20 protein-coding genes are annotated in these 23,073 nt (G+C 65.0%); 8 read left to right on the plus strand and 12 right to left on the minus strand.

All coding sequences use genetic code 11. The features are described from left to right. Positions 1-31: 31 nt before the first annotated feature. The 5 genes from AC3WLX_RS08195 to ltnD form a co-directional block, all read right to left on the minus strand. Entirely contained in the window at positions 32-1,720 is a 1,689-nt protein-coding gene (locus AC3WLX_RS08195; RefSeq protein WP_492335438.1) for a methyl-accepting chemotaxis protein, read from the minus strand. A gap of 287 nt (positions 1,721-2,007) precedes the next feature. Then, on the minus strand, positions 2,008-3,699 hold the full coding sequence (locus AC3WLX_RS08200; RefSeq protein WP_492335439.1) for a methyl-accepting chemotaxis protein: 1,692 nt from the start codon (positions 3,697-3,699) through the stop codon (positions 2,008-2,010). A gap of 169 nt (positions 3,700-3,868) precedes the next feature. Beyond that, entirely contained in the window at positions 3,869-5,143 is a 1,275-nt protein-coding gene (gene otnK, locus AC3WLX_RS08205) for a 3-oxo-tetronate kinase (RefSeq protein ID WP_492335440.1), read from the minus strand. After that, positions 5,140-5,922, minus strand: coding sequence for a 2-oxo-tetronate isomerase (gene otnI / locus AC3WLX_RS08210; RefSeq protein ID WP_291628638.1), 783 nt, complete (start codon positions 5,920-5,922; stop codon positions 5,140-5,142). The genes otnK and otnI overlap by 4 nt, the downstream gene beginning before the upstream one ends. Positions 5,923-5,937: 15 nt before the next feature. After that, positions 5,938-6,855 (minus strand): L-threonate dehydrogenase, encoded by a 918-nt coding sequence (gene ltnD / locus AC3WLX_RS08215; RefSeq protein WP_492335441.1) that lies wholly within the window; start codon positions 6,853-6,855, stop codon positions 5,938-5,940. Positions 6,856-6,959: 104 nt separating this feature from the next. Here ltnD and otnC point away from each other — a divergent pair, with 104 nt between their 5' ends. Next, positions 6,960-7,652 carry a 3-oxo-tetronate 4-phosphate decarboxylase gene (gene otnC / locus AC3WLX_RS08220; protein ID WP_492335442.1) on the plus strand — a complete coding sequence of 231 codons (693 nt, stop codon included), beginning with the start codon at positions 6,960-6,962 and terminating at the stop codon, positions 7,650-7,652. 152 nt (positions 7,653-7,804) lie between these two features. Here otnC and AC3WLX_RS08225 read toward each other — a convergent pair whose 3' ends face one another. The 6 genes from AC3WLX_RS08225 to AC3WLX_RS08250 all read right to left on the minus strand — a co-directional run bounded on the left by AC3WLX_RS08225 (position 7,805) and on the right by AC3WLX_RS08250 (position 13,395). Next, on the minus strand, positions 7,805-8,509 hold the full coding sequence (locus tag AC3WLX_RS08225) for an ABC transporter ATP-binding protein (protein ID WP_492335443.1): 705 nt from the start codon (positions 8,507-8,509) through the stop codon (positions 7,805-7,807). After that, complete coding sequence (locus AC3WLX_RS08230) at positions 8,493-9,224, minus strand: ABC transporter ATP-binding protein (protein WP_492335444.1); 732 nt, start codon at positions 9,222-9,224, stop codon at positions 8,493-8,495. Before AC3WLX_RS08230 ends, AC3WLX_RS08225 begins: the two co-directional genes overlap by 17 nt. Continuing rightward, a complete protein-coding gene (locus tag AC3WLX_RS08235) occupies positions 9,221-10,204 on the minus strand; it encodes a branched-chain amino acid ABC transporter permease (RefSeq protein WP_492335445.1) in 984 nt (327 codons plus the stop codon). Before AC3WLX_RS08235 ends, AC3WLX_RS08230 begins: the two co-directional genes overlap by 4 nt. Beyond that, positions 10,204-11,082 carry a branched-chain amino acid ABC transporter permease gene (locus tag AC3WLX_RS08240; protein WP_492335446.1) on the minus strand — a complete coding sequence of 293 codons (879 nt, stop codon included), beginning with the start codon at positions 11,080-11,082 and terminating at the stop codon, positions 10,204-10,206. The genes AC3WLX_RS08235 and AC3WLX_RS08240 overlap by 1 nt, the downstream gene beginning before the upstream one ends. Before the next feature lie 163 nt (positions 11,083-11,245). After that, positions 11,246-12,490 carry an ABC transporter substrate-binding protein gene (locus AC3WLX_RS08245; protein WP_291623412.1) on the minus strand — a complete coding sequence of 415 codons (1,245 nt, stop codon included), beginning with the start codon at positions 12,488-12,490 and terminating at the stop codon, positions 11,246-11,248. Positions 12,491-12,579: 89 nt separating this feature from the next. Next, the gene (locus AC3WLX_RS08250; RefSeq protein WP_291623411.1) at positions 12,580-13,395 is read right to left on the minus strand and encodes a putative hydro-lyase; all 816 of its coding nucleotides are present in this window, start codon (positions 13,393-13,395) and stop codon (positions 12,580-12,582) included. Between the two features lie 119 nt (positions 13,396-13,514). Between AC3WLX_RS08250 and AC3WLX_RS08255 the strand changes: the two genes are divergently transcribed. The 4 genes from AC3WLX_RS08255 to AC3WLX_RS08270 all read left to right on the plus strand — a co-directional run bounded on the left by AC3WLX_RS08255 (position 13,515) and on the right by AC3WLX_RS08270 (position 17,813). Continuing rightward, complete coding sequence (locus AC3WLX_RS08255) at positions 13,515-14,432, plus strand: LysR family transcriptional regulator (protein WP_492335447.1); 918 nt, start codon at positions 13,515-13,517, stop codon at positions 14,430-14,432. A 121-nt stretch (positions 14,433-14,553) separates the two neighbouring features. After that, positions 14,554-15,804 (plus strand): Zn-dependent hydrolase, encoded by a 1,251-nt coding sequence (locus tag AC3WLX_RS08260; RefSeq protein ID WP_291623408.1) that lies wholly within the window; start codon positions 14,554-14,556, stop codon positions 15,802-15,804. 12 nt (positions 15,805-15,816) lie between these two features. After that, positions 15,817-16,728 (plus strand): NAD(P)-dependent oxidoreductase, encoded by a 912-nt coding sequence (locus AC3WLX_RS08265; protein WP_492335448.1) that lies wholly within the window; start codon positions 15,817-15,819, stop codon positions 16,726-16,728. 11 nt (positions 16,729-16,739) lie between these two features. Continuing rightward, positions 16,740-17,813, plus strand: coding sequence for a malate/lactate/ureidoglycolate dehydrogenase (locus AC3WLX_RS08270; protein WP_492335449.1), 1,074 nt, complete (start codon positions 16,740-16,742; stop codon positions 17,811-17,813). Between the two features lie 207 nt (positions 17,814-18,020). On the opposite strand, the gene AC3WLX_RS08275 is transcribed toward AC3WLX_RS08270, so the two are convergent. Beyond that, complete coding sequence (locus AC3WLX_RS08275) at positions 18,021-19,094, minus strand: tartrate dehydrogenase (protein ID WP_492335450.1); 1,074 nt, start codon at positions 19,092-19,094, stop codon at positions 18,021-18,023. 154 nt (positions 19,095-19,248) lie between these two features. On the opposite strand from AC3WLX_RS08275, the gene AC3WLX_RS08280 reads away from it, so the two are divergent. The 3 genes from AC3WLX_RS08280 to AC3WLX_RS08290 all read left to right on the plus strand — a co-directional run bounded on the left by AC3WLX_RS08280 (position 19,249) and on the right by AC3WLX_RS08290 (position 23,069). Further along, the gene (locus AC3WLX_RS08280; RefSeq protein WP_492335451.1) at positions 19,249-20,025 is read left to right on the plus strand and encodes an SDR family oxidoreductase; all 777 of its coding nucleotides are present in this window, start codon (positions 19,249-19,251) and stop codon (positions 20,023-20,025) included. A gap of 134 nt (positions 20,026-20,159) precedes the next feature. Beyond that, positions 20,160-21,578, plus strand: coding sequence for an amidase (locus tag AC3WLX_RS08285; RefSeq protein ID WP_492335452.1), 1,419 nt, complete (start codon positions 20,160-20,162; stop codon positions 21,576-21,578). Between the two features lie 129 nt (positions 21,579-21,707). After that, positions 21,708-23,069, plus strand: a complete 1,362-nt coding sequence (locus AC3WLX_RS08290; RefSeq protein WP_492335453.1) for an aspartate aminotransferase family protein — start codon at positions 21,708-21,710, stop codon at positions 23,067-23,069. Positions 23,070-23,073: the final 4 nt, after the last annotated feature.

Here is a 23,073-nt window from a genome sequence, read left to right on the forward strand (position 1 = left end):
GGCGCCGCTCGTGTCTTCATCGGGCGAAGGGTCAGGCCGCGCGGACGGTGGTCAGGAACTTGCCGACCTCGTTCTTCAGGCGGGTCGAGTCGTTGGACAGCATCTGGGCCGCCGACAGCACCTGCGAGGAGGCCGTGCCGGTCTCGGAGGCGCCGCGCTGGACGTCGGTGATGTTCGACGACACCTGCTGCGTGCCTTGCGCGGCCTGCTGCACGTTGCGGGCGATCTCCTGCGTCGCGGCGCCCTGCTCTTCCACCGCAGCGGCGATCGCCGACGAAATCTCCGACAAACGCTCGATGGTCGAGGAGATCTCCTTGATGGCGCCGACCGAGTCGTTGGTCGCCGCCTGGATGCCGGAGATCTGCTGGCCGATCTCCCCGGTCGCCTTCGCGGTCTGTTCGGCGAGCGCCTTCACCTCGGACGCAACGACCGCGAAGCCGCGGCCGGCTTCACCGGCGCGTGCCGCCTCGATGGTGGCGTTCAGCGCCAGAAGGTTGGTCTGGCCGGCGATGGTGTTGATCAGCTCCACGACGTCGCCGATGCGCGCGGCGGCCTTGGACAATTCGCTGACACGCTCGGTCGTGGCACGGGCCTGGCCGACCGCATCGCCCGCCATCCGCGCCGATTCCTGCACCTGGCGGCTGATCTCGCCGACCGACGAGGCCATCTCCTCGGTCGCCGAAGCCACCGATTGCACGTTGGTCGAGGCTTCCTCCGAAGCGGCAGCGACCGTGGTAGCCAATTGTTGCGAGCGTTCGGCCGTACCGGTGAGGGTCGTGGCCGACGCCTCGAGCTGCGTGGAGGCGGAGGAGACCGTTCCGATGATCTGGCCGACAGCGCCTTCGAAATCGTCCGCGAGCCTGATCATGTCTTGCTTGCGTTGCTCCGCACTCCGCCGCTCAGCTTCGACCTGTTCCGCCTTGAGCCGCTCGACCTCGATCGCATTGGTCTTGAACACCTGGACGGCCTGGGCCATCTCGCCGATCTCGTCCTTGCGTTCGGTGCCCGATACGACCACCGATGTGTCACCCTGCGCAAGAATCCCCATCTCCGTGGTGATGCGCTGGATCGGGCGGGTCACCGCGATCGCGACGCCGAAGGCACCCACAAGCGACAGCAGCAGGGTGACGAAGCCGCCGATCAGCATGGCCATGTTGGCGCTGGCCGACGCGGCGTCGGAAGCCACTGCCCTCACCGACAACAAGGACCGCTCTTCCTTGTCCATTTCCTGCACCACGGTACGCAGGCCATCCATCGCCTTCTTGCCGGCGCCCGATGCCTCGAGTTCACGCGCCTTCGCCTGAGTTGCCGGATCCTTCATCAAGGCGATTTCGCGCTGCGCGACGTTGGTGGCCCAGTCGTTGGCGAGCGCCTTGACTTGCTCGAGCCGTTTCTGTTGCGTGGCGTTGTCCGAGGTCAGGCTGCCGACCTTGGCCGCCGCCTGCTGAAACTGCTTCTGCCCGGCCTCATAGGGAGCGAGGAAGGCGGTATCGCCCGACACGAGATAGCCGCGCACGCCGGTTTCCTGATTGACCATGGCGCTGACGAGCTCGGAAAGCTGCTCCATCACCTGATACGTGTGCACCGTCATCTTCGCCGTCGAGTTCATCACGCTCAGCGAATTGTAGATCGCCCCGGTGCTGCCGGCGACGACGAGACAGATCGCGACAAACACCGCCGATACCTTGATGGAAATGCGTAGATTATTGATCAGAGACATAGGTTTTCCTTGAGGCTGCCCACGCACCGAATCCTCATCGAGCGCGCGGCTCTCGTGAGTTGTGCACCAGTTCCCCTACCTTTGTAGGGTCGACCTCCTAGGAAAGAATTATCCGTCCTCCGCATTCCTACTGAGGACATGCGGGGCAACGTCCCGCAATTCTACTGGAGTTATCGAAAACTGGCAGTTCCAGCTGAATGCGAGTCTTGGGGCCGACATGAGCTTCCAAGCTAATGCGTCGGCCGCGATGGAAGCCGACGCAACTCCTCCTGCGGAGTTCGCTTCTGTCAGGCGGCGCGGACGTTGGTGAGGAACTTGCTGACCTCGTTCTTCAGCCGGCCGGAATCGTTGGACAGCATCTGCGCCGCCGACAGCACCTGTGACGACGCCGTGCCGGTCTCGGTGGCGCCGCGCTGCACGTCTGTGATGTTGGACGACACCTGCTGCGTGCCCTGTGCGGCCTGCTGCACGTTGCGGGCGATCTCCTGCGTCGCGGCGCCCTGCTCTTCCACCGCGGCAGCGATGGCCGACGAAATCTCCGACAGACGTTCGATGGTCGAGGAGATCTCCTTGATAGCGCCGACCGAGTCGTTGGTCGCCGCCTGGATGCCGGAGATCTGCTGGCCGATCTCCCCGGTCGCCTTCGCGGTCTGCTCGGCGAGCGCCTTCACCTCGGAAGCGACGACCGCGAAGCCGCGGCCGGCTTCGCCGGCGCGTGCCGCCTCGATGGTGGCGTTCAGCGCCAGAAGGTTGGTCTGGCCGGCGATGGTGTTGATCAATTCCACGACGTCGCCGATGCGCGCGGCGGCCTTGGACAGCTCGCTGACACGCTCGGTCGTGGCACGGGCCTGGCCGACGGCATCGCCCGCCATCCGCGCCGATTCCTGCACCTGGCGGCTGATCTCGCCGACCGAAGAGGCCATCTCCTCGGTGGCCGAAGCCACCGATTGCACGTTGGTGGAGGCTTCCTCCGAAGCTCCGGCAACCGTGGTCGCGAGCCGCTGCGAGCGGTCGGCCGTCGCGGTCAGCGTCGAGGCGGAGGCCTCCAATTGGGTCGAGGCCGACGACACGGTCTGAACGATCTCCCCGATCATCGTTTCGAATTCGCGAGTGAGGTCGTCGACGCGGCGGCCGCGCTCGATCTTGGCTTCGGCATCCGCGGCCGCGGCCTCGTCCGCGGCCTTCTTGGCGATCAGCGCCTCCTTGAAGACCTGGAGCACGTCGGCCATGGCGCCGACCTCCGTCTTCTTGCCGCGATGAGGGACTTCGGCCGAAAGGTCGCCCTTGCCCAGCGCCTGCATCGGATCGATGATCGAGTTGATGCCGCTGGAAACGTCTCGGACGAGATAGAAGCTGAGGCCGCAGCCGATCACGACGGCGATGCCGAAGATGACCAAAACCAGCATCAACGCGAAAGCGTAGCTGTCGGCGGCATCGTGCGCCGCCTGTTCGCCGCCCTTGGTGTTGAGCTCGATGTCCTTGTTCAGGACCTCATCCGCCTGGAGCCCGATCTTGTTGACCGTCTTGGAGTTGAGCTCCTGTGCCTCGCGCGGGAACTTGCCGGCCTCCTTGCGCGACAAGGCCATCACCTCTTCGGTGCCCTTCTTGTACTCGTCCCAGAGCTTGGACCACTGGCTGTAGAGCGTCCGCTCCTCCGGGGAGGCGATCATGGGCTCGTACTTGCTGCGCGTCTTGGCGAGCATTTCGGTCACGGTGGCAGCGGTCTTCTCCACCGCGAGCTTGTCGTCCAGAGCTTCGGCCAGCATGTGCTGGCGCACCACGTTCCGATAGGTGATGACCGCGGCGCGCAGGTCTCCGATCACCCTGATGCTCGGCATCCAGTTCGTGGTGATGTCGACGGTGTTGGCGTTCATCGTCCGCATCTTCATGACGGCGAGCAGGCCCATGCCGGTCATTGCGAGCAGCAGGAACGCCACGACGCTGATGATCTTGGCGCGGATGGAAATGTTGGCAAACATATCGGGTCCCATTGTGCTGGCGCCGGCGCGCGTCGGAAGCTCTAAAGACTCAACCAAAAGGGAGCAGCGCCGACATCCGACACCAGAGCGCCTGGGCGGATGGCAACTGCGACTCCGTGCGACTACGGAATCCGAAAGAAATGAACAGGCAGCTAAAAATGTCCTGCGCTCAGCGCATGAGCCTCAGCGCGTCAGAGAAAAACTCCGCTCCGCCAAAATTTCCGGACTTCAGAGCGAGCAGCATGTCGCCTTCGGCGCCGACCGCGCGCAGCACCGGAACGCCCGCGGCAATTTCTACTCCTACGAGAAATCCGGGAATCTTCAACCGATCGACAACGGCGCCGGACGTCTCGCCGCCGGCAACCACCAGTCGCCGCACGCCTGATTTGACGAGGCTTTCTGCAATATCGGCCATGGCCTGCTCGATCGCATGGCCGGCGGCGTCGCGGCCGTGGCGCGCCTGCAGCGCGGCGACCTGATCGGGTGTGGAGCTCGATGCAATCAGCACGGGACCGTTGGCAAGTCGCGGTCTCGCCCAGTCAAGCGCGCGCTGCGCTTCGTCCGACCCCGTAATGATACGGTCCGGATCGAGATGAAGCACCGGCATGATGCGTTCGGCATTGGCGATCTGCTGAAGGGTGGCCTGCGAGCAGCTTCCGGCAAGGCATGCGGCCGGCCCGCCGACCAAAGCCCCGGTCTCGCTGCTCGCCGACGCCGATGTCACCTTGCCGGTCGACACCAGCGCGCGCGCGAGCCCGAGGCCCATGCCCGACGCGCCGACCGACAACCGATGTCCGCTGGCGACGAGGCCGATGGTCTCGAGGTCGCGGTCGAAGACGGCGTCGACGATGGCGGCACCGACGCCCTTGGCGGCGAGCTCGCCCAGCCGCGCCCGGATCGCATCCGCGCCGCGGGTGACGGTGGCGAGATCGACGAGGCCGATCTGCGTCCTGCTCTGACGCGCCAGCACACGCACCAGGTTGGAGTCGTGCATTGGATTGAGCGGGTGGTCTTTCAGCGGGCTCTCGTTGAGCGGCACGGACCCGACGAAGAGATTGCCCTGGTAAACGGTGCGGCCGGTCTCCGGAAACGCCGGCGTCACCAGAACGGCGCCTTCGCCGCCGTCGGCGCGCAGCGCGTCCATCACCGGACCGATATTGCCTGCATCGGTGGAATCGAACGTCGAGCAGATCTTGAACAGCACGTGACCCGCGCCGCGGCCGCGCAGCCATTTGTCCGCCGCACGCGAGCGCGAGACTGCAAGGCCCGCCTCGATCGAGCGGCTCTTCAGCGACACCACGACGGCATCGACCTCCGGCAGCGCCAGATCATCGGCCGGAATGCCGATCGTCTGCACGGTGCGTAGCCCTGCGCGCGTCAGCGTGTTGGCGAGATCGGAAGCGCCGGTGTAGTCGTCGGCGATGCAGCCCAATGCAAGGGTCACGGCTTCACTCCGGCATAGGGCTTGAACCAGCCGAGCCCATCGGTGGTCTTGCCGCGCGGATTGTATTCGCAGCCGACGAACCCGGTATAACCGAGCCGGTCGAGCTCTTCGAACAGGAACGGATAGTTCAGCTCTTCACCATCGGGCTCGTTGCGCGAGGGGACGCTGGCGATCTGGATGTGGCCGATGATCGGCATCATCTCGCGCAGCCGCATGGTGACGTCGCCATGGATGATCTGGCAGTGATAGATGTCGAACTGGAGCTTGAGGTTCGCCAACCTCAGCTCCTGGACCAGATCGCGGGCGAAGCCGAAATCGTTGAGGAAATAGCCGGGCACGTTGCGCGCATTGATCGGCTCGATCACGACATCGATGCCGTGAGGCGCGAAGAACTCCGCGGCCCATGCCACCGACTTGTAGAAGGCCTCGATCGCGGCGCGCTCGCCGCGGTTGGCGATGCCGGCCATCAGGTGCAGGCGCTTGACGCCCGTTGCCTTGGCATAGGGCAGCGCCGTGTCCAGGCTCGCCTTGAGATCGTTGAACCGCGACGGGAGCGCAGCAAAGCCCTTCTCGCCGGCATTCCAGTCGCCCGGCGGCAGGTTGAACAAAGCCTGGGTCAGGCCGTTGCGCTTGAGCCGCTCGCCGACAGCCTCCGCCGGATGCTCGTAGGGAAACAGGAACTCGACCGCGGTGAAGCCGGCTTGCGCCGCGGCATCGAAGCGGTCGAGGAACGGCACCTCGGTGAACATCATCGAGAGATTGGCGGCAAAACGGGGCATTGAGGTTCCTCTTGTTTATTTGTCGCCGGGCAGCTTCACGCCGGTGACCTGCGCATACATGCGCGCCACCGACGCATCGTCGTCGCGGCCCATGCCGGCGGCCGACGTCATCAGGAACATCTGGAGCGCGGCGGCGGAGACCGGCACCGGGAACCGGGCCGTGCGCGCCATGTCCTGGATGATGCCGAGGTCCTTGACGAAGATCTCGACCGCGCTGCGCGGCGTGTAATCGCCGTCGAGCACATGCGGCATGCGGTTCTCGAACATCCAGGAATTGCCGGCCGAAGCCGTGATCACCTCATAGACCTTGCGGATGTCGAGGCCCTGCTTGGCCGCGAACGCCATTGCTTCCGATGCGGCGGCGATGTGCACGCCGGCGAGCAATTGATTGATCATCTTGAACGCAGCACCCTGGCCGGCGGCATCGCCGAGCTCGTAGAGCTTTGCCGCCATCGCATCGAGTGCGGGCCGCGCCTTTGCAAAAGCGGAGGGACTGCCGGAGGCCAGGATCGTCAGTTCGCCCTGCGCGGCGCGCTGCGCCCCGCCGGAGATCGGCGCATCCAGATAATGCCGGCCGGTTGCCTCGAGCTGCTTGGCCAGGCGCCGCGCCACGTCGGGATCCATGGTGGCCGAGGATACGAAGACGGCGTCCTTCGGCATGGTCTCGGCGGCGCCGTCCTTGCCGAACAGGATGGCCTCGGTCTGGGCGGCGTTGACCACGACGCTGACGACGATGTCGGCGTCCTTGGCCGCTTCGGCCGGTGTCTTGGCCCCAGCGCCGCCATCCTTCATGAAGCGCGCCACGGCATCGGCCGAGACGTCGCAGCCGGTCACGGCGTGGCCGGCGCGCTTCAGCGACGTCGCCATGCCAAACCCCATCGAGCCGAGCCCGACGACGGCGATACGCTGCTTTTGTGACGTGGAGGCCGACATGCAACTGACCCTTGCGAAACGTTTCCGGATGGCCGCCCTTTGCGGCGGCTTCTCGAACCGATATCACGGCTTGGCCGCGCTGCCAAAGCGTGAGACAAGCGGGCATGACGGCCATGAGAACAGACGCGAGCGACGAGACACGGCTGCGCGAGGATATCTGCCGGTTCGGCCGGTCCCTGTTCGAACGCGGGCTGACGCCGGGCTCATCAGGCAACATCAGTGTCCGGCTGGACGGCGGCGGCTGGCTGGTGACGCCGACCAATGCCTCGCTCGGCTTCCTCGATCCGGCGAAGCTGTCGCTGCTGGATAGCCAGGGCCGGCTGGTGTCGGGCGACGCCCCGACCAAGGAAGTGCCGCTGCATACTGCGCTCTACGACACTCGCGGCAGTGCGCGTGCGATCGTGCACCTGCATTCCACGCATTCGGTCGCGCTCTCGATGCTGCCCGAGATCGACCCGCGCGCCGCGCTGCCGCCGATGACCGCCTACTATCTGATGAAATGCGGCGCCACCGCGCTCGTGCCCTATTATCGCCCGGGCGATCCCGCGGTTGCGGATGCGATCAAGGGACTGGCGGGAAAATATTCGTCCGTGCTGCTCGCCAATCACGGCCCGGTCGTTGCAGGCGACACGCTGGAAGCCGCGGTGTTTGCTACGGAAGAGCTGGAGGAGACGGCGAAGCTGTATCTGCTGCTGCGCGGAATGAACCCGCGCTACCTGTCGCCGGAGCAGGTGACGGATCTGGTGAAGGTGTTTGGGGTGACGTTGCCGGAGCATGGGCACGGGCACGGACATTAGCTCCCCCCACTGCTGTCATTCCTCGCGAAGGCGGGGAATCCAGTACGCCGCGGCTTCTCCGCATATCATCGACGTCTCGGAGTACTGGATCGCCCGATCAAGTCGGGCGATGACGCTGAGAATGTTGCGCGGGCGTGCCCGATGCTTCTCGCCTACAGCCCCAGATACGCCTTGCGCACGTCGGGATTGCCCTTGATCTCGCTTGCTGCACCCTGCATCAGCACGCGGCCGGTTTGCAGGATGTAGGCGCGGTCGGCGATCTCCAGGCACTCGGCCATGCGCTGCTCGACGATGAGGACGGTCATGCCGGAGTCACGGATGAGCTTCACCGCCTGGAAGATTTCGTCCACCAGCTTCGGCATGATGCCCTGCGAGGGTTCGTCGAGCATCAACAGCCGCGGACGCGTCATCAGCGCACGGCCGATCGCGAGCATCTGCTGCTCGCCGCCGGAGAGCGTTTCGGCACGCTGATCCAATCGTTCCTGCAGACGCGGGAACAGCTTGAAGACGAGTTCGAGCGGCGCTTCGCGATCCGCCTCGCCGCGAAAGAGGTAGCTGCCGAGACGAAGATTGTCGCGCACGGACAGGCGGGGGAACAGGCGGCGGTTCTCCGGCACGTAGGCGATACCGGTCGCGGTGATGTGGTGCTGCGCCATGCCGTCCAGGCGCTTGCCGTCGAAGGTCACGCTGCCCGAGCGCGGTCGCTCGGCGCCGGCGATGGATTTGAGCAGCGTCGACTTGCCCGCGCCATTGGCGCCGGCAACGCAGACGATCTCGCCCTTCTCGACCTCGATCGAGACCGCGGAGATCGCGACCAGGCCCTGATAGGCGGTCGTGACTTCACGCACCGACAGCATGACGATCTCCCAGATATGCCTTGATCACCTTGGGATCGCGGACGACGTCGGCTGGCTTGCCCTCGACCAGCACCTTGCCGAGGTCGAGCACGATGGCGCGGTCGACCAGCGGCATGACGATCTCCATGACATGCTCGACCATCAGGACGGTGATGCCGGTGTCGCGCACCTTGCGCACCAGGGCGACGCCGGTCTGCGCCTCGGTCGGCGTCAGGCCGGTGAGGACTTCGTCGAGCAGCAGCAGCTTGGGTTCAGTCGCAAGCGCCCGCGCGACTTCGAGGCGGCGCTTCTCAGCCGGCACGAGGTCACTCGCGAGCACGTCGGCGCGCGCGGCAAGGCCGGTGAATTCGAGTACATCGTGCGCTTTGCGGCGTGCCTCGCGCATCACCGTGTTGCGGACGAGCGCACCGACGATGACGTTGTCGATGACCGTCATGGTCTCGAAGCTCTTGACCACCTGGAAGGTGCGCCCGATGCCGCGCTGGCAGCGCGCGGCCGCAGGCAGCTTGGTGACGTCCTCGCCGTCGAACAGAATCGAGCCTTGCGTCGGCGGCAGAACGCCGGCGATGAGATTGAACAGCGTCGACTTGCCGGCGCCGTTGGGGCCGATCAGGCCGACGATCTCGCCGCGGCCGACCGAGATCGAGACGTCGCTGTTGGCAACGAGGCCGCCGAAGCGCTGCCAGACGCCGCGGGTTTCCAGGAGCGCGGTCATCGCGTGGCTCCCTTCGGTTTCGCACGGGAAAACAGGCTCAGCAGCCCCCGCGGCAGGGCCAGCGAGATCAGGACGATCAGCGTGCCGTAGACAATGAGGTCGACACCGCGGCCCGAGCCGCCGAACTTGAAACGCGTCAGCTCGGTCAGCGGGATCAGGATGGCCGCCCCTAACACCGGCCCCCACAGGGTGCCGATGCCGCCGAGCACGGCGGGCAGCGCCATCAACAGCGAAAACTGAAAGCCCATGACGCTTTCAGGATCGATGTAGGAGACGAACTGGGCGTAGAAGCTGCCACCGATGGCGACCAGGAAGGCCGAGACCGCGGCCGCACCCATCTTGGAATTGAACACGTCGACGCCGAGGCTCTCGGCCGCCTCCGGGTTGTCCTTGACCGCGCGCCACCAGAAACCCCATTTGGAGTTTTCCAGCCACCAGGTCACGAACCAGGCAAGGCAGCACAGCGCCAGCGCGAAATAGAAGTACGGCAGCTTGGTGCGCAGGAACTGGAATTTCAGCCAGCTGTCGCCGCGGATCGGAATGGTGATCCCCATCGCCGCGCCGGCCCATTCCCAATTGTGGAACAGAAGCAAGCCGATCTCGGCGATGACGATGGTGGCGATCACGAAGTAATGGCCACGCAGGCGGAAGAAGGGATAGCCGAGCCCCATTGCGATCAGCGCCGACACGACCCCGCCGGCCAGCATACCGAACCAGGGCAGCACGCCGAACTTGGTGAACAGCAGCTCGGTGGTGTAGGCACCCAGGCCGAAATACAGCGCGTGCCCGAGCGAAATCTGCCCGCAATAGCCGGACAGGATGTTCCAGCTCTGGGACAGCCCTGCATACATCAGCGTCAGGATCAGGATGTTCTGGACGACGACGTCCTTCACGAACAATGGCGTCAGCGCGGCGATGGCAGCGAGCGCTGCGGCGAGGATGAGGTCGCGGCGGCGCCGCGCTGCAAAATCCTTGTCCATCAGATCGATCCGAACAGGCCGCGCGGCCGGATGAAAACGACGAGCAGATAGACCGAGTAGATGCCGACCGATTTCAGCGACGGCGGCAGCACCAGCGCGGTGGTCGCTTCGACCAGACCGACGATGATTCCGCCGGCGAAGGCGCCGAACACGCTGCCGAAGCCGCCGAGCGCCACCGTGACATAGGCGATCAGCGCGAAGGAGGCGCCGACGTCGGGATAGATGTAGAAGAACACCGCCATGATCGCCCCGGCAAGCCCGACCAGCGCGGCGCCAAGGCCCCAGCCGAATGCGAACACGCGATTCTTGTCGATGCCGACGAGGGCCACCGCACCGGGATCTTCGCGGGTTGCTTCGATCGCGCGGCCGAAATCAGTGCGATGGATGAAGAAATAGAGACCGGCGAACGCGGCAATCGAGACCAGCGCGCCGACCAGCTGCGGCTCCGGCAGGAAGATGCCGCCGATCGAGATGGTCTTGCCGCCGAGCCAGGACTGCGGAATGCTGCGGTAGTCAGGCGTGAAGAAATATTGCGCGAGGCCGCGCATGACGATGGCAAGGCCGAAGGTGGTGAAGATCTGCACCATGCCGGCATTGGCCTTGGCCCGCATGGCGAAACGTACAAGCAGCAGATAGACGACCGCGCCGAAGATGAACAACGCCGCCGCGACCAGCGGCGCCGACAGCAGGGGATCGATCGCGAAGAACGCGAACAGGAAGAACGACAGGTACATCGCGATCATCAGGAACTCGCCATGGGCGAAGTTCGTGACGTCCATCAGGCCGAAGATCAGCGCGAGGCCGACCGCGATCAGTCCGTAGAGCAGGCCCATGAGCAGGCCGCTCGCGAGACTTTGGATAATGGCTTGAGCTGTCAACTCTGGTCCCCCGTTCGAAACGTCATCGTTTGCTTCGTCATTGAGAGCGAAGCGAAGCAATCCAGCAGTCCCACCGCGGAGACATTCTGGATTGCTTCGTCGCTTCGCTCCTCGCAATGACGAGGCCCGTGCGACGATCTCGATTCCCCTGCTCGCGCAGCGCTTACTTCATCGGCCAGACCGCCTCGGCGATCGCGGCCTGCGGCGGGAAGATGGTAACGAACTTGCCGCCGACATATTGCAGCAGCACCGGGTCGGCGTCGTTGTTCTGGCCCATCTCGTCGAACTTGACGCGCTTCCAGGGCATGATGGTTTTCTCGCCGGGGATATCGGTCGCCGCCAGCGCGTCGCGGATCTTCTCGCCGTCGGTCGACTTGGCGCGGCTGATGGCGTCGGCGAGGATGATCAGGCCCATGAACTGGCGCGAGGTGAGGTCGTTGAAGTCCTTGCCCGACTTCGCCTTGAACATGTCGTTGATCTTGCCGACCATCGGGCGCTTCTGCGCGAGGTCGAGCGAGAAGGTGCCGCGCGAGATCACGCCCTCGAGCTTGTCGCCGACGGCGTCGTAAAGCGCCTTCTCGGAGAAGCCAGCGTCCTGCGCCACGATCGCATTCGGCTTGTAGCCGAGTTCGGCCATGGTCTTGACCAGCAGGATGCCGTCAGTGGTGTAGCTCGAGGGCATCAGCACGTCGGCATTCGCGGACTTGAGCTGCTGCACCTCGGCCGAGAGCGAGGGCGAGTTGGCGCGATATTTGATGTCGGTGACGATCTTGTAGCCGCGCTCGCCGGCGATCTTGGCCTGGGCGTTGCCGGAATCGGTGCCGAAAATGGTGTCCTCGTGGAACAGCGACAGCGTCTCGATCTTGGTGCCCTTCTTCTTCATGGCATCGAAGAAGTCGAACATGGCGGCCGAGTACATCTCGTCATGCGGGGCAGCGCGGAAGTAATATTTCAGGCCGCGGCGATGCAGGCTGGGCGACGAATTGTCGGCGGAAACGAACGGGACCTGATAGCGCTCGCAGATCTGGCTGACGGTGACGGCGACGGCGCTCTGATAGGTGCCGATGATCGCGCAGACCTTCTCCTGCGTGATCAGGCGCTCGGCCTCGGCACGGCCCTTCTGCGGATCGGCCTGGTGGTCGGCGAACACGAGACGGATCTTCGCGCCGCCGAGACCCGGCAGGCCTTCGCCCTTGGCCAGGGGCAGGTCGAAATCGGCGTCTTTGTTGATGACTTCGAGCGCGGTCTCATAGGCTTTCTGCGCATCGACACCCTGCTGCGCGCTACCGCCGGAGAACGGATAGATCACTCCGATCACGACTTCCGAGGTCTGTGCGCGCGCTGCCAGCGGAACGAGAGCGGCAGTGGCGGTGGCTCCCAACAACACGTCGCGGCGAGTTATCGTCATGGCAAAGTCCTCTGTTACTGAATTTCGGCTGATCGAATGAAGCGATTGGTGGATGTGGTAAAGCCCGAAGAAGCAGCAGACGCTGCCTACTATATCACGGCCATATTCCTGTTCTTCAGATCCGTCACCAGCATCAAGCCGGGCGAATGGGTGATGGCGAACGGCAGCCTGGCGGCGTTGATCACCGATTGCGGCGTCACCCCGCAGGCCCAGAACACCGGGATCTCGTCGTCGGCCACGGGCACCGGATCGCCGTAGTCCGGCCTGGCGATGTCCTTGATGCCGATCAGGTGAGGATGGCCAAGATGCACGGGCGCGCCGTGCACGGCGGGATAGCGCGAGGTGATCTGGACCGCGCGGATGGCATCGGCCGGCTTGAACGGGCGCATCGACACCACCATGGGACCGGCAAAGGGTCCCGCCTCGCCGCAGGCGATGTTGGTGCGATACATCGGCACGCGCACGTTGTTCTCGATGTGGCGGATCGGCATGCCCTCCTCGAGCAGCGCCTCTTCAAACGAGAACGAGCACCCGAGCACGAAGGTGACGAGGTCGTCGCGCCAGTAGCTTTTTACGTCGGTCGGCTCGTCCACGACCTCGCCATCGCGCCAGACGCGGTAGCGGGGAACGTCGGTGCGAATGTCGAGATCGGCGCCGAGCGAGGGGATGAAAGGACTGCCGACGTCGGACATCCCGATGATCGGGCACGGCTTCGGATTGAGCTGGCAGAAGCGGTGAAAGGCACCGGCATATTCCGCCGGCAGGATCGCCAGATTGCCCTGAACAAAGCCCGGGGCCACGCCCGCGGTGGAGGCGACCAGCCCTTCGCGGTAGGCGAGCCGGGCGCTGCGGCTCGGAAGGGCGTCGGGCGTTTCAGTTTGCTGCGTTGCCACCAAAACAGTCATGTGATCGACCTGCCTAGAAACTCGACAAGGACAAGCCAACACCAAGCGTGCTATAAAGTCTAATCGTCGTTTCTAATCAATATCGATAAATCCAATTTATCGATCAGGACATCTTCCCAATGCTGGACTTCAGGTCGATCGAAACGTTCCTTTGGGTTGTGAAGCTCGGCAGCTTTCGCGGCGCAGCGCAGCGGCTCAACACCACACAGCCGGCGATCTCCCAGCGCATCGCCCAGCTCGAGCGCGAGATGGGTGTGAAACTCCTGAACCGCGATCATCGCGTCGCCTCGCCGACACCGAGCGGCCGGCAGATGATGATCTATGCGGAGAAGCTGATCGGTCTGCGCGCGCAGATGATGGCGGAGATCGGCGATCGGTCCGCCATGCGGGGCGTGATGCGGCTCGGTGTCGCCGAGACCATCGTGCACACCTGGCTGCCGCGTCTGGTGAAGAGTGTGAACGAGGTCTACCCGAACCTGTCGCTGGAGATCGAGGTCGACATCACCCCGAACCTCACCGCGCGCCTCCTCGCGCAGGAGATCGAGCTCGCCTTCGTCGTCGGGCCGCTCTCGGCTTCCGGCGTGCACAACCGTGTGCTCGCCGACTATCCGATCGGCTTCCTCGCGAGCCCTTCGCTGGGTCTTGGCAACGGCCCGGTGACGCCGGCGGACCTGGCCCGGTTTCCGATCATCACCTTCCCGCGCAAGACCAAGCCCTACGAGGTCGTGCGCGAGGTGTTCGACCGGCCGGAGCTGCCGCCGATCCGCCTGCATGCCTCCGCCTCGCTGGCCACCGTCATCCACATGGCTGTCGAGGGGCTCGGCGTCGCCGTGATCCCCGACGCCATTGTCGAGAACGAGCTCGCGGACGGCCGCCTGCAGTTGCTTGACACCGACCTCGCTATCGCGCCGCTGACGTTCACGGCAAGCTGGCTCGCCTCGCCCGACGTCGTCGCCGTGGAGCGCGTAGCCGAGCTTGCAAAGCAGATTGCGCAGAGCAGCCTCGCGGTTGACGCGCCCGCGCTGGCGCGTCATTGAATTAGCCGCCGGACAACCTTCAACGTCATTCCGGGATGGTGCGCAGCACCACACCCGGAATCTCGAGATTCCAGGTTCGCCCTTTGGGGCGCCCCGGAATGACAACTGAGAGACTGACCGCATGAGCCGAGCCGCCACCAACCTGCAAATCGATTCCGCCCGGTTGTGGGGCTCGATCCACGAGACAGCGCAATTCGGCGCGACGGCCAAGGGCGGCGTGCGGCGGCTGACGCTCAGCAGCGAAGACAAGCAGGTGCGCGACTGGTTCCGTAAGGCCTGCGAGGACGCCGGACTGGAAGTCCACGTCGACGCGCTCGGGTCTCAGTTCGGCCTGCGCAAGGGCCGCGACATGTCGAAGCTGCCGGTCGGCATCGGCTCGCATCTCGACACCCAGCCGACCGGCGGAAAATATGATGGCATCCTGGGGACGCTCGGCGCGCTGGAAGTGATCCGCACGCTGAATGATGCCGGCATCGAGACCGAAGCGCCGATCTGCGTCGTGAACTGGACCAACGAGGAAGGATCGCGCTTCGCGCCTGCGATGATGGCCTCCGCCGCCTATGTCGGCGACTTCACCACCGATGACATTTTGTCGCGCAAGGACACCGAGGGCACGACCGTCGGTCAGGCACTGGACAGCATCGGTTATCGCGGCGACAAGCCGGTCGGTTTCCAGAAGCTCGGATGCTTCGTCGAATTGCACATCGAACAGGGTCCGATCCTGGAAGCCGAAGGCAAGACCATCGGCGTCGTCGATTCCGGCCAGGGCGTCTTGTGGTACGACGGCAGGATTTCCGGCTTCGAGAGCCATGCCGGCTCGACGCCGATGCCGCTGCGCCGCGACGCACTGGCGACCTTGTCCGAGATCGTGCTGGCGATGGAATCGATTGCGAAGAAGCACGGACCGAACGCGGTTGGCACCATCGGCGAGGCCGTGATCGCAAACCCCTCCCGCAACGTCATTCCCGGCGAGATCGCCTTCACCATGGATTGCCGCAGTGCCGATGGCGCCATCATGGATGCGCTCGATCGCGATTTGCGTGCCGCCATTGCCGAGATCGCCGCGCGCCGCAAGGTCGATGTGAAGATCGATCTGGTCTGGCGCAAGCCGCCGACGCATTTCGATCCCAAGCTGATCGCGGCCGTCGAGAACGCCGCGAAGACGCTCGGCTATTCCTCGCGCCGCATCACATCCGGCGCCGGCCACGACGCCTGCAACCTCAACACCATCATGCCGGCCGCGATGGTGTTTGTGCCCTGCAAGGACGGCATCAGCCACAATGAGCTGGAGGATGCCACGCAGGGGGACTGCGCCGCCGGCACCAACGTTCTCATGCATACCGTGCTGGCGATCGCCGGCGTCGCGTCCTGACCGGAGAGCACCATGCGCGGAGTTTTCGTCGACGCCAATGAAGCCCTCGCTGTGATCATGGAGCGACTAACCCAGCCAGGCGACCCCAAGGTTCGGATCCACCGGGATCCGGACATCAAGCCCGAGCAATATCCTGAGATTCTCGACGGGGCAGAGATCGCCATCGTTGACCACACCGCGCTTCCGACCGACGTGGCGAGGAAATGCACCGGCCTGAAGCACGTCGTCTTCCTCGGCACCGGCGCGCGCAGCTACATGAACCCGGAAGAGCTCGCCGAGCTCGGCATCTCCGTGCACCTGATCAAGGGCTATGGCGACACCGCGGTCGCCGAATCCGCGATCGCGCTGATGTGGGCTTCGGCCCGTGTCATCGCGATGATGGACCGTGAGATGCGGGCCGGCAACTGGCTGCGCGAGGACGGCATGCAGCTCACCGGCAAGACGCTCGGCCTGATCGGGTTCGGGGGCATCGCCGCGGAGGTCGCTCGCATCGCGTCCGGCAGCGGCATGAAGGTGATCGCCTGGAACCGCTCGACGAAGAGCCATCCCGGCGTGGAGTTCACCGATCTCGACACGGTGCTGGCGACAAGCGACGTCGTCTCGCTGCACCTGTTGCTCAACGACGAGACGCGCGGCATGATCACCCGCGAGAAGATCGCGAAAATGAAACCCGGCGTCATCTTCGTCAACACCGCGCGGGCCGCGATCGTCGACGAGACCGCCATGATCGAGGCGCTGAAATCGGGCCACATCCGCCATGCCGGCCTCGACGTCTTCAACACCGAGCCGCTGCCGGCGGATCACCCGCTGACGAAAATTCCAAACGTGACGCTGTCGGCGCATTCGGCGTTCCGTACGCCCGAGGCCAGCGAGAACCTGATTGAAGCGGCATTGGTCCATTGCCGCCGGATCGTGAAAGGATAAGAAGAGCAACAATGGCCGATTATCGCAACATCAAGGCAGGGCCGCTCACCAAAGCCATCCACGCCATCGTCAAGGCCGGCGGCTCGTCGGACCGCGAGGCCGAGCTCGTGGCTAGCAATCTGGTCGAGGCCAATCTCAAAGGCCACGATTCGCACGGCGTCGGCATGATTCCGCGCTACGTCCAGAGCGTCACCAATGGCGGCCTCGCCGTGAACCAGCACGTCAAGATCGTGCTCGACACTGGCCCGCTTCTCACACTCGACGGCCTCACCGGCTACGGACAGGTGATCGGCCATGAAGCGATGGAGCTGGCAGCCGCGCGCGCCAAGCAGAATGGCGTCTGCCTCGTCGGCCTCTCCAACGCACATCACATCGGCCGGATCGGCCACTGGGCCGAGCAGTGCATCGACCACGGCCTGGTCTCGATCCACTTCGTCAACGTGATCTCGCGTCCGATCGTGGCGCCCTGGGGCGGCAGCGATGCCCGCCACGGCACCAACCCGTTCTGCGTCGGCATCCCGCGCGCTGGCAAGGACCCGATCGTGCTCGACTTCGCGACCAGCAGGATCGCGCAAGGCAAGACCCGCGTCGCCCACAACAAGGGCGTCGAGCTGGAGCCCGGCACCATCATCGACCATGAAGGCAATCCGACCATCAATCCGCGCTACACCGTCATTCCGCCGTACGGCGCCATCCTCCCCTTCGGCGAGCACAAGGGCTCCGGCCTCGCGCTCGTCTGTGAAATCCTCGGGGGCGCGCTCTCCGGCGGTCAGGTGGTGAAGGGCTCCTCCGACGGCAAGCACAACGTTCTCAACGGCATGCTCTCGATCGTCATCGATCCCGGCAAGCTCGGGACCGGCGAGAACCTCGCACGCGAAGTCGAGAGCTTCGTCGCCTGGCACACCGGCTCGCCGCCCGCGCCCGGGGTCGACAAGGTCAAGATCGCCGGCGAGCCCGAGCGCGAGACCAAGACGAAGCGCCTCGCGGAGGGCATTCCGGTCGACCCGACCACCTGGCAGGAAATTCTGGAGGCCGGGAAGAAGTTCGGGTTGGATCAGGCGGCGATCGAGAAGATCGTGGGCTGAACGGCTCAATGCGCAATGCGCCCCTTACTTCTCCGCTTGTGGGAGAAGGTGGCGCGAAGCGCCGGATGAGGGGTTCTCTCGGCGAGCAATTACGCAGCTGATAGAGGCCTGTCTCCGCGGAGACAGACCCCCTCACCCGCCTCGCCGCTAGGCGGCGAGCCACCCTCTCCCACAAGGGGCCCCACAAGGGGCGAGGGTGAAGACGCATTAATCCACCATGTCCGCGACGGCCTTGCCGCATGCCGTGGTATCGGCGTTGCCGCCGAGATCCTTGGTACGGAGCGTACGTTCGGCCAGCGTGCGCTCGATCGCATCGACGATCGACTTGCCGGCTTCCTTCTCGCCGAGATGCTCGAGCATCATCGCGCCCGACCAGATCATGCCGATCGGGTTGGCGATGCCCTGCCCTGCGATATCGGGCGCCGAGCCATGCACCGGCTCGAACACCGACGGGAAATCGCCCTCGGGATTGATGTTGCCTGATGGTGCGATACCGATCGTGCCGGTACAGGCGGGGCCGAGATCGGACAGGATGTCGCCGAACAAGTTCGAGCCGACCACGACGTCGAACCAGTCCGGATGCAGAACGAAGTTCGCCGTAAGAATGTCGATATGGTACTTGTCCCACTTCACGCCCGGATACTTTTTCGCCATCGCCTCCACGCGCTCGTCCCAATAGGGCATGGTGATCGAAATGCCGTTGGATTTGGTCGCCGAGGTCAAGTGCTTCTTCGGCCGCGACTGGGCGAGTTCGAAAGCGAATTTCAGAATGCGATCCACGCCGGTGCGGGTCATAACCGTCTGCTGCGTCACGAACTCGCGGTCGGTGTCCGGAAACATGCGGCCGCCGACCGAGGAGTATTCGCCTTCCGTGTTCTCGCGCACCACCCAGAAATCAATATCCCCGGGCTTGCGACCCGCCAGCGGCGACGGCACGCCGGGCATCAGCCGCACCGGGCGCAGGTTCACGTACTGGTCGAACTCGCGGCGGAACTTGATCAGCGAGCCCCATAGCGAAACGTGATCCGGTATCTTGGCCGGCCAACCGACCGCGCCGAAATAGATCGCGTCGTGCTTGCCGATCTTCTCCTTCCAGTCGTCCGGCATCATCTGGCCGTGCTTCTCGTAATAGTCCCAGGACGCGAAGTCGAAATGGTCGAACTGCACGGAGACGCCATGCTTCTTTGCCGCCGCTTCCAGGACGCGCAGGCCCTCCGGCATGACTTCCTTGCCGATGCCGTCGCCGGGAATGACCGCGATCCGATATTGTTTCCTGCTCATCGAGAACGTCCTTGGTTGGTCGGGCAGCGCCGCGTTTTGACCGCACTGCAATGGACCAAAGTGGCTGATGGCGCAACGCTGCACTGCAATGTTGACCGTGGCGCGACAGAACGCCTACTGATCTGATCCTGTTCCTGTCCTGCGAGTACCTTCCATGGATCTGCATCTGCGTGGCAAGCGCGTCCTGATCACCGGCGCGTCCAAGGGCATCGGCGCGGCCGCCGCCGAGGCGTTTGCCGAGGAAGGCGCGCATCTCCTGCTCGCCGCCCGCAGTGGCGAGGCGCTGAAGGCGCTGGCCGACCGCCTGCGCTCCGCACACCAGATCGACGCCGCAACGAGCATCGTCGATCTGCGCGAGGAGGAGGACGTGGCGCGGCTGGCGAAAGAAGCCGCCGACATCGACGTGCTCGTCAACAATGCCGGCGACATCCCCGGCGGCTCGATCGACAAGATCGACGAGGCGACCTGGCGGCACGCCTGGGAATTGAAAGTGTTCGGCTACATCAACCTGACGCGGCACATCTATGCGCAGATGAAGGCGAAGGGCGGCGGCGTCATCGTCAATGACATCGGCGCGGCCGGCGAAAAATTCGATGCCAATTACATCTGCGGCAGCGCCGGCAACGCCGCGCTGATGGCGTTCACGCGCGCGCTCGGCGGCAAGAGCCTCGCCGACAACATCCGCGTCGTCGGCATCAATCCCGGTCCCGTCGGCACCGATCGCCACGTCACCCTGCTCAAGACGCGGGCCAGGCACCAGTTCGGCGACGAGAGCCGCTACAGGGAATTCCAGAAGAGCCTGCCGCTGGGACGGCCTGCGCATGCGCGCGAGATCGGCGACCTCATGGCGTTCCTGGCCTCGGACCGCGCCGGCTATACGTCGGGGGTGATATATACGGTCGACGGCGGCATCAGCGCTGGGTGGGGATAGTTTCGACAACGTCGTTCCGGGGCGATGCAAAGCATCGAACCCGGAACCTCGAGATTCTCAGGTGCGCAAGAGCGCACCATAGTTCGCCCTTCGGGCGCCCCGGAATGACAAACCAAGACTTAGGAGTAAACTAATTGTCTCAAGACTTGATCCGCGAAACCGCTTGCGCCGTCGTCGACAAGCTGCGCTCGGGCGACATCTCGCCGGTCGAACTCCTGGATGTGCTGGAGAAGCGCATCAAGGAGGTCGACGGCAAGGTCAACGCGCTGCCAATCCTGTGCCTCGATCGCGCACGCGATAGTGCCAAGGCCTTGATGCGAAAGCCCGAGGGCGCGCGCGGCCTGCTCGCCGGCCTGCCGGTGCCGATCAAGGATTTGACCGACGTCGCGGGCGTATTGAACACGCAGGGCTCGCCGATCTTCAAGGACAACATCCCCGCCAAGTCCGACCTCATGGTCGAGAACCTCGAGGCCAACGGCGCGGTGGTGTACGCCAAGTCGAACACGCCGGAGTTCGGCGCCGGCGCCAACACTTTCAACGAGGTGTTCGGCGCCACGCTCAATCCCTGGGATACGTCGAAATCCGCAGCCGGCTCCTCCGGCGGCGCGGCGGTGGCGCTTGCCACCGGCATGGCCTGGCTCGCCCAGGGCTCCGACATGGGCGGATCCTTGCGCAGCCCCGCGGCGTTCTGCGGTGTCGTCGGCATGCGGCCCAGCATCGGCCGCGTCGCGCATACGCCCAAGTCCGGCGTCGACCGCAATCTCGGCGTGGTCGGCCCGATGGCGCGCAACGTCGAGGATCTCGCGCTGCTGCTGGACGCCATGAGCGGCGACTATGCCGATGATCCCCTGTCGCTGCCAGCCCCCGCGACCTCGTTCCTGTCGGCGGCGCAAGCGGGCAAGAGGCCGAAGCGCATCGCCTATTCGCCCGACCTTGGCATCACGCCGGTCGATCCAGAAGTGAAGGCGATCACGCGCAAGGCCGCGGAGCGCTTCGCGGAAGCCGGAGCCATCGTGGAGGAGGCGCATCCGGACTGGCGCGAGGCCCATGAATGCTTCCACGTGCTGCGCGCGTTCGACTTCGCAATCACCAAGGCCAGCTTGCTGCGCACTAAGCGCGACCTGCTCAAGCCCGAGGTGATCTGGAACATCGAGGAGGGCCTCAAGCTCACCGTCGAGCAGCTCGCGCGCGCCGAGGCGCAGCGCGTCGGCATGACTGCGCGAGCGGTCGAGTTCTTCAAGAACTACGATCTCCTGTTGACCCCGACCACGATCGTGCCGCCCTTCCCGATCGAACATCGCTATGTCGCGGAATGCGCCGGCAAGCGGTTTGACAATTACGTCGAGTGGCTCGGCATCGTCTACGCCATTACGCTCGCCTGCTGCCCGTCGCTGTCATTGCCGTGCGGCTTCACGGCGTCCGGCCTGCCGGTCGGCGTTCAGGTGGTCGGCGCGCCGCGGGCCGACGCGCAGGTGATTGCCGGCGCGAAGGTGCTGGAGGATATTCTGGGCCTGCGCGGCACGACGCCGATCGATCCGAAGATGAAGAATTGATCTCGGTCATTGCGCGGTCGCTCGCCGGAGTGGCGCTCCTGCTCGGCGGCCGCGGCCGAGGAACGCCTGGAACAGACTGAGGCGCGGCTTGCCCCGGCTATGACCTGCATCCCGGAGAAAGGTTGCCCCATGAGCAAACGCACCAGCCGCGTGCTGCATCGCTCGCTGCGCGAAACGCCGCCCTTAGCGACCGGTGGAGAAGGCGTCTACCTCTTTGCCGAGGACGGCCGGCGCGTCATCGACGCCTCCGGGGGTGCCGCGGTCTCCTGCCTGGGTCACCAGCACCCGCGCGTGATCGCAGCGATGGCCCGGCAGGCGTCCACCCTCGCCTACGCGCACACTGCTTTTTTCTCCTCCGAGCCGGCTGAGGCACTGGCTGAGACGCTGGTCGGACACGAGCCCGGCGGCCTCGCCTACGCCTATTTCGTGAGCGGCGGATCGGAGGCGATCGAAGCCAGCATCAAGCTGGCGCGGCAGTATTTCATCGAGCGCGGCGAACCGCAGCGACGGCATTTCATCGCACGGCGCCAGAGCTATCACGGCAACACGCTGGGCGCTCTTGCCGCCGGCGGCAACGCCTGGCGGCGCGCGCCTTATGCCCCGCTGCTCTCGACCGCCTTCAGCCACGTGACACCGGCCTTCGCCTATCACGAGAAGCGCGAGGCCGAGTCGGACGCGCAGTTTGTCGCGCGCCTCGCCGCCGAGCTCGAAGCCGAATTTCAGCGGCTTGGTCCGGAAACTGTGGCGGCGTTCCTCGCCGAGCCCGTCGTCGGCGCCACCGCCGCCGCCGTGACCGCACCGGACGGCTACTTCAAAGCCGTGCGCGAGATCTGCGACCGGCACGGTGCGCTGCTCATTCTCGACGAGGTCATGTGCGGCATGGGCCGCACCGGCACGACGCATGCCTGGGAGCAGGAACACGTCGCGCCCGATATCCAGGCGATCGCGAAGGGGCTCGGCGGCGGCTATCAGCCGATCGGTGCCATGCTCGCCAGCGGCAAGATCATCGACACCATCCGAGCCGGCTCGGGCGCATTCCTGCACGGTCACACCTATCTCGCACACCCCCTCGCCTGCGCGGCCGCACTCGCGGTGCAGGACGTGATCCGGGAAGACAGTCTGCTCGATCGGGTGAGGGAGCGCGGCAAGCAGCTCGAGCAGCGCCTGATCGAGCGCTTCGGCAATCATCGTCATGTCGGCGACATCAGGGGACGCGGCCTGTTCTGGGCAATCGAGCTCGTCGCCGATCGCGCCAGCCGAACATCGTTCGATCCGGCGCTCAAGCTGAACCAAAAGATCAAGGCCGAGGCGTTTGCGAACGGGCTCGCCTGCTATCCCGGGGGCGGCACCGTGGACGGCGTCCGCGGCGACCACGTGTTGCTGGCGCCGCCCTACATCGCCTCGGCCAACGAGATCGACCTGATCGTCGACAAGTTGGGGACCGCCGTCGACAACGTGTTACGCAGTGTCGAGACCTTCCATGCGCAATGACGCT

It is taken from the genome of Bradyrhizobium sp. FW305-F6 (assembly GCF_058782905.1).

Excerpts from the sequence above, each read along its gene's own strand:
- AC3WLX_RS08195 (WP_492335438.1), bottom strand. The coding sequence starts at position 1,720 with ATGTCTCTGATCAATAATCTACGCATTTCCATCAAGGTATCGGCGGTG.
- AC3WLX_RS08200 (WP_492335439.1), bottom strand. The coding sequence starts at position 3,699 with ATGTTTGCCAACATTTCCATCCGCGCCAAGATCATCAGCGTCGTGGCG.
- otnI (WP_291628638.1), bottom strand. The coding sequence starts at position 5,922 with ATGCCCCGTTTTGCCGCCAATCTCTCGATGATGTTCACCGAGGTGCCG.
- ltnD (WP_492335441.1), bottom strand. The coding sequence starts at position 6,855 with ATGTCGGCCTCCACGTCACAAAAGCAGCGTATCGCCGTCGTCGGGCTC.
- otnC (WP_492335442.1), top strand. The coding sequence starts at position 6,960 with ATGACGGCCATGAGAACAGACGCGAGCGACGAGACACGGCTGCGCGAG.
- AC3WLX_RS08225 (WP_492335443.1), bottom strand. The coding sequence starts at position 8,509 with ATGCTGTCGGTGCGTGAAGTCACGACCGCCTATCAGGGCCTGGTCGCG.
- AC3WLX_RS08230 (WP_492335444.1), bottom strand. The coding sequence starts at position 9,224 with ATGACCGCGCTCCTGGAAACCCGCGGCGTCTGGCAGCGCTTCGGCGGC.
- AC3WLX_RS08235 (WP_492335445.1), bottom strand. The coding sequence starts at position 10,204 with ATGGACAAGGATTTTGCAGCGCGGCGCCGCCGCGACCTCATCCTCGCC.
- AC3WLX_RS08245 (WP_291623412.1), bottom strand. The coding sequence starts at position 12,490 with ATGACGATAACTCGCCGCGACGTGTTGTTGGGAGCCACCGCCACTGCC.
- AC3WLX_RS08250 (WP_291623411.1), bottom strand. The coding sequence starts at position 13,395 with ATGACTGTTTTGGTGGCAACGCAGCAAACTGAAACGCCCGACGCCCTT.
- AC3WLX_RS08255 (WP_492335447.1), top strand. The coding sequence starts at position 13,515 with ATGCTGGACTTCAGGTCGATCGAAACGTTCCTTTGGGTTGTGAAGCTC.
- AC3WLX_RS08260 (WP_291623408.1), top strand. The coding sequence starts at position 14,554 with ATGAGCCGAGCCGCCACCAACCTGCAAATCGATTCCGCCCGGTTGTGG.
- AC3WLX_RS08265 (WP_492335448.1), top strand. The coding sequence starts at position 15,817 with ATGCGCGGAGTTTTCGTCGACGCCAATGAAGCCCTCGCTGTGATCATG.
- AC3WLX_RS08270 (WP_492335449.1), top strand. The coding sequence starts at position 16,740 with ATGGCCGATTATCGCAACATCAAGGCAGGGCCGCTCACCAAAGCCATC.
- AC3WLX_RS08275 (WP_492335450.1), bottom strand. The coding sequence starts at position 19,094 with ATGAGCAGGAAACAATATCGGATCGCGGTCATTCCCGGCGACGGCATC.
- AC3WLX_RS08280 (WP_492335451.1), top strand. The coding sequence starts at position 19,249 with ATGGATCTGCATCTGCGTGGCAAGCGCGTCCTGATCACCGGCGCGTCC.
- AC3WLX_RS08290 (WP_492335453.1), top strand. The coding sequence starts at position 21,708 with ATGAGCAAACGCACCAGCCGCGTGCTGCATCGCTCGCTGCGCGAAACG.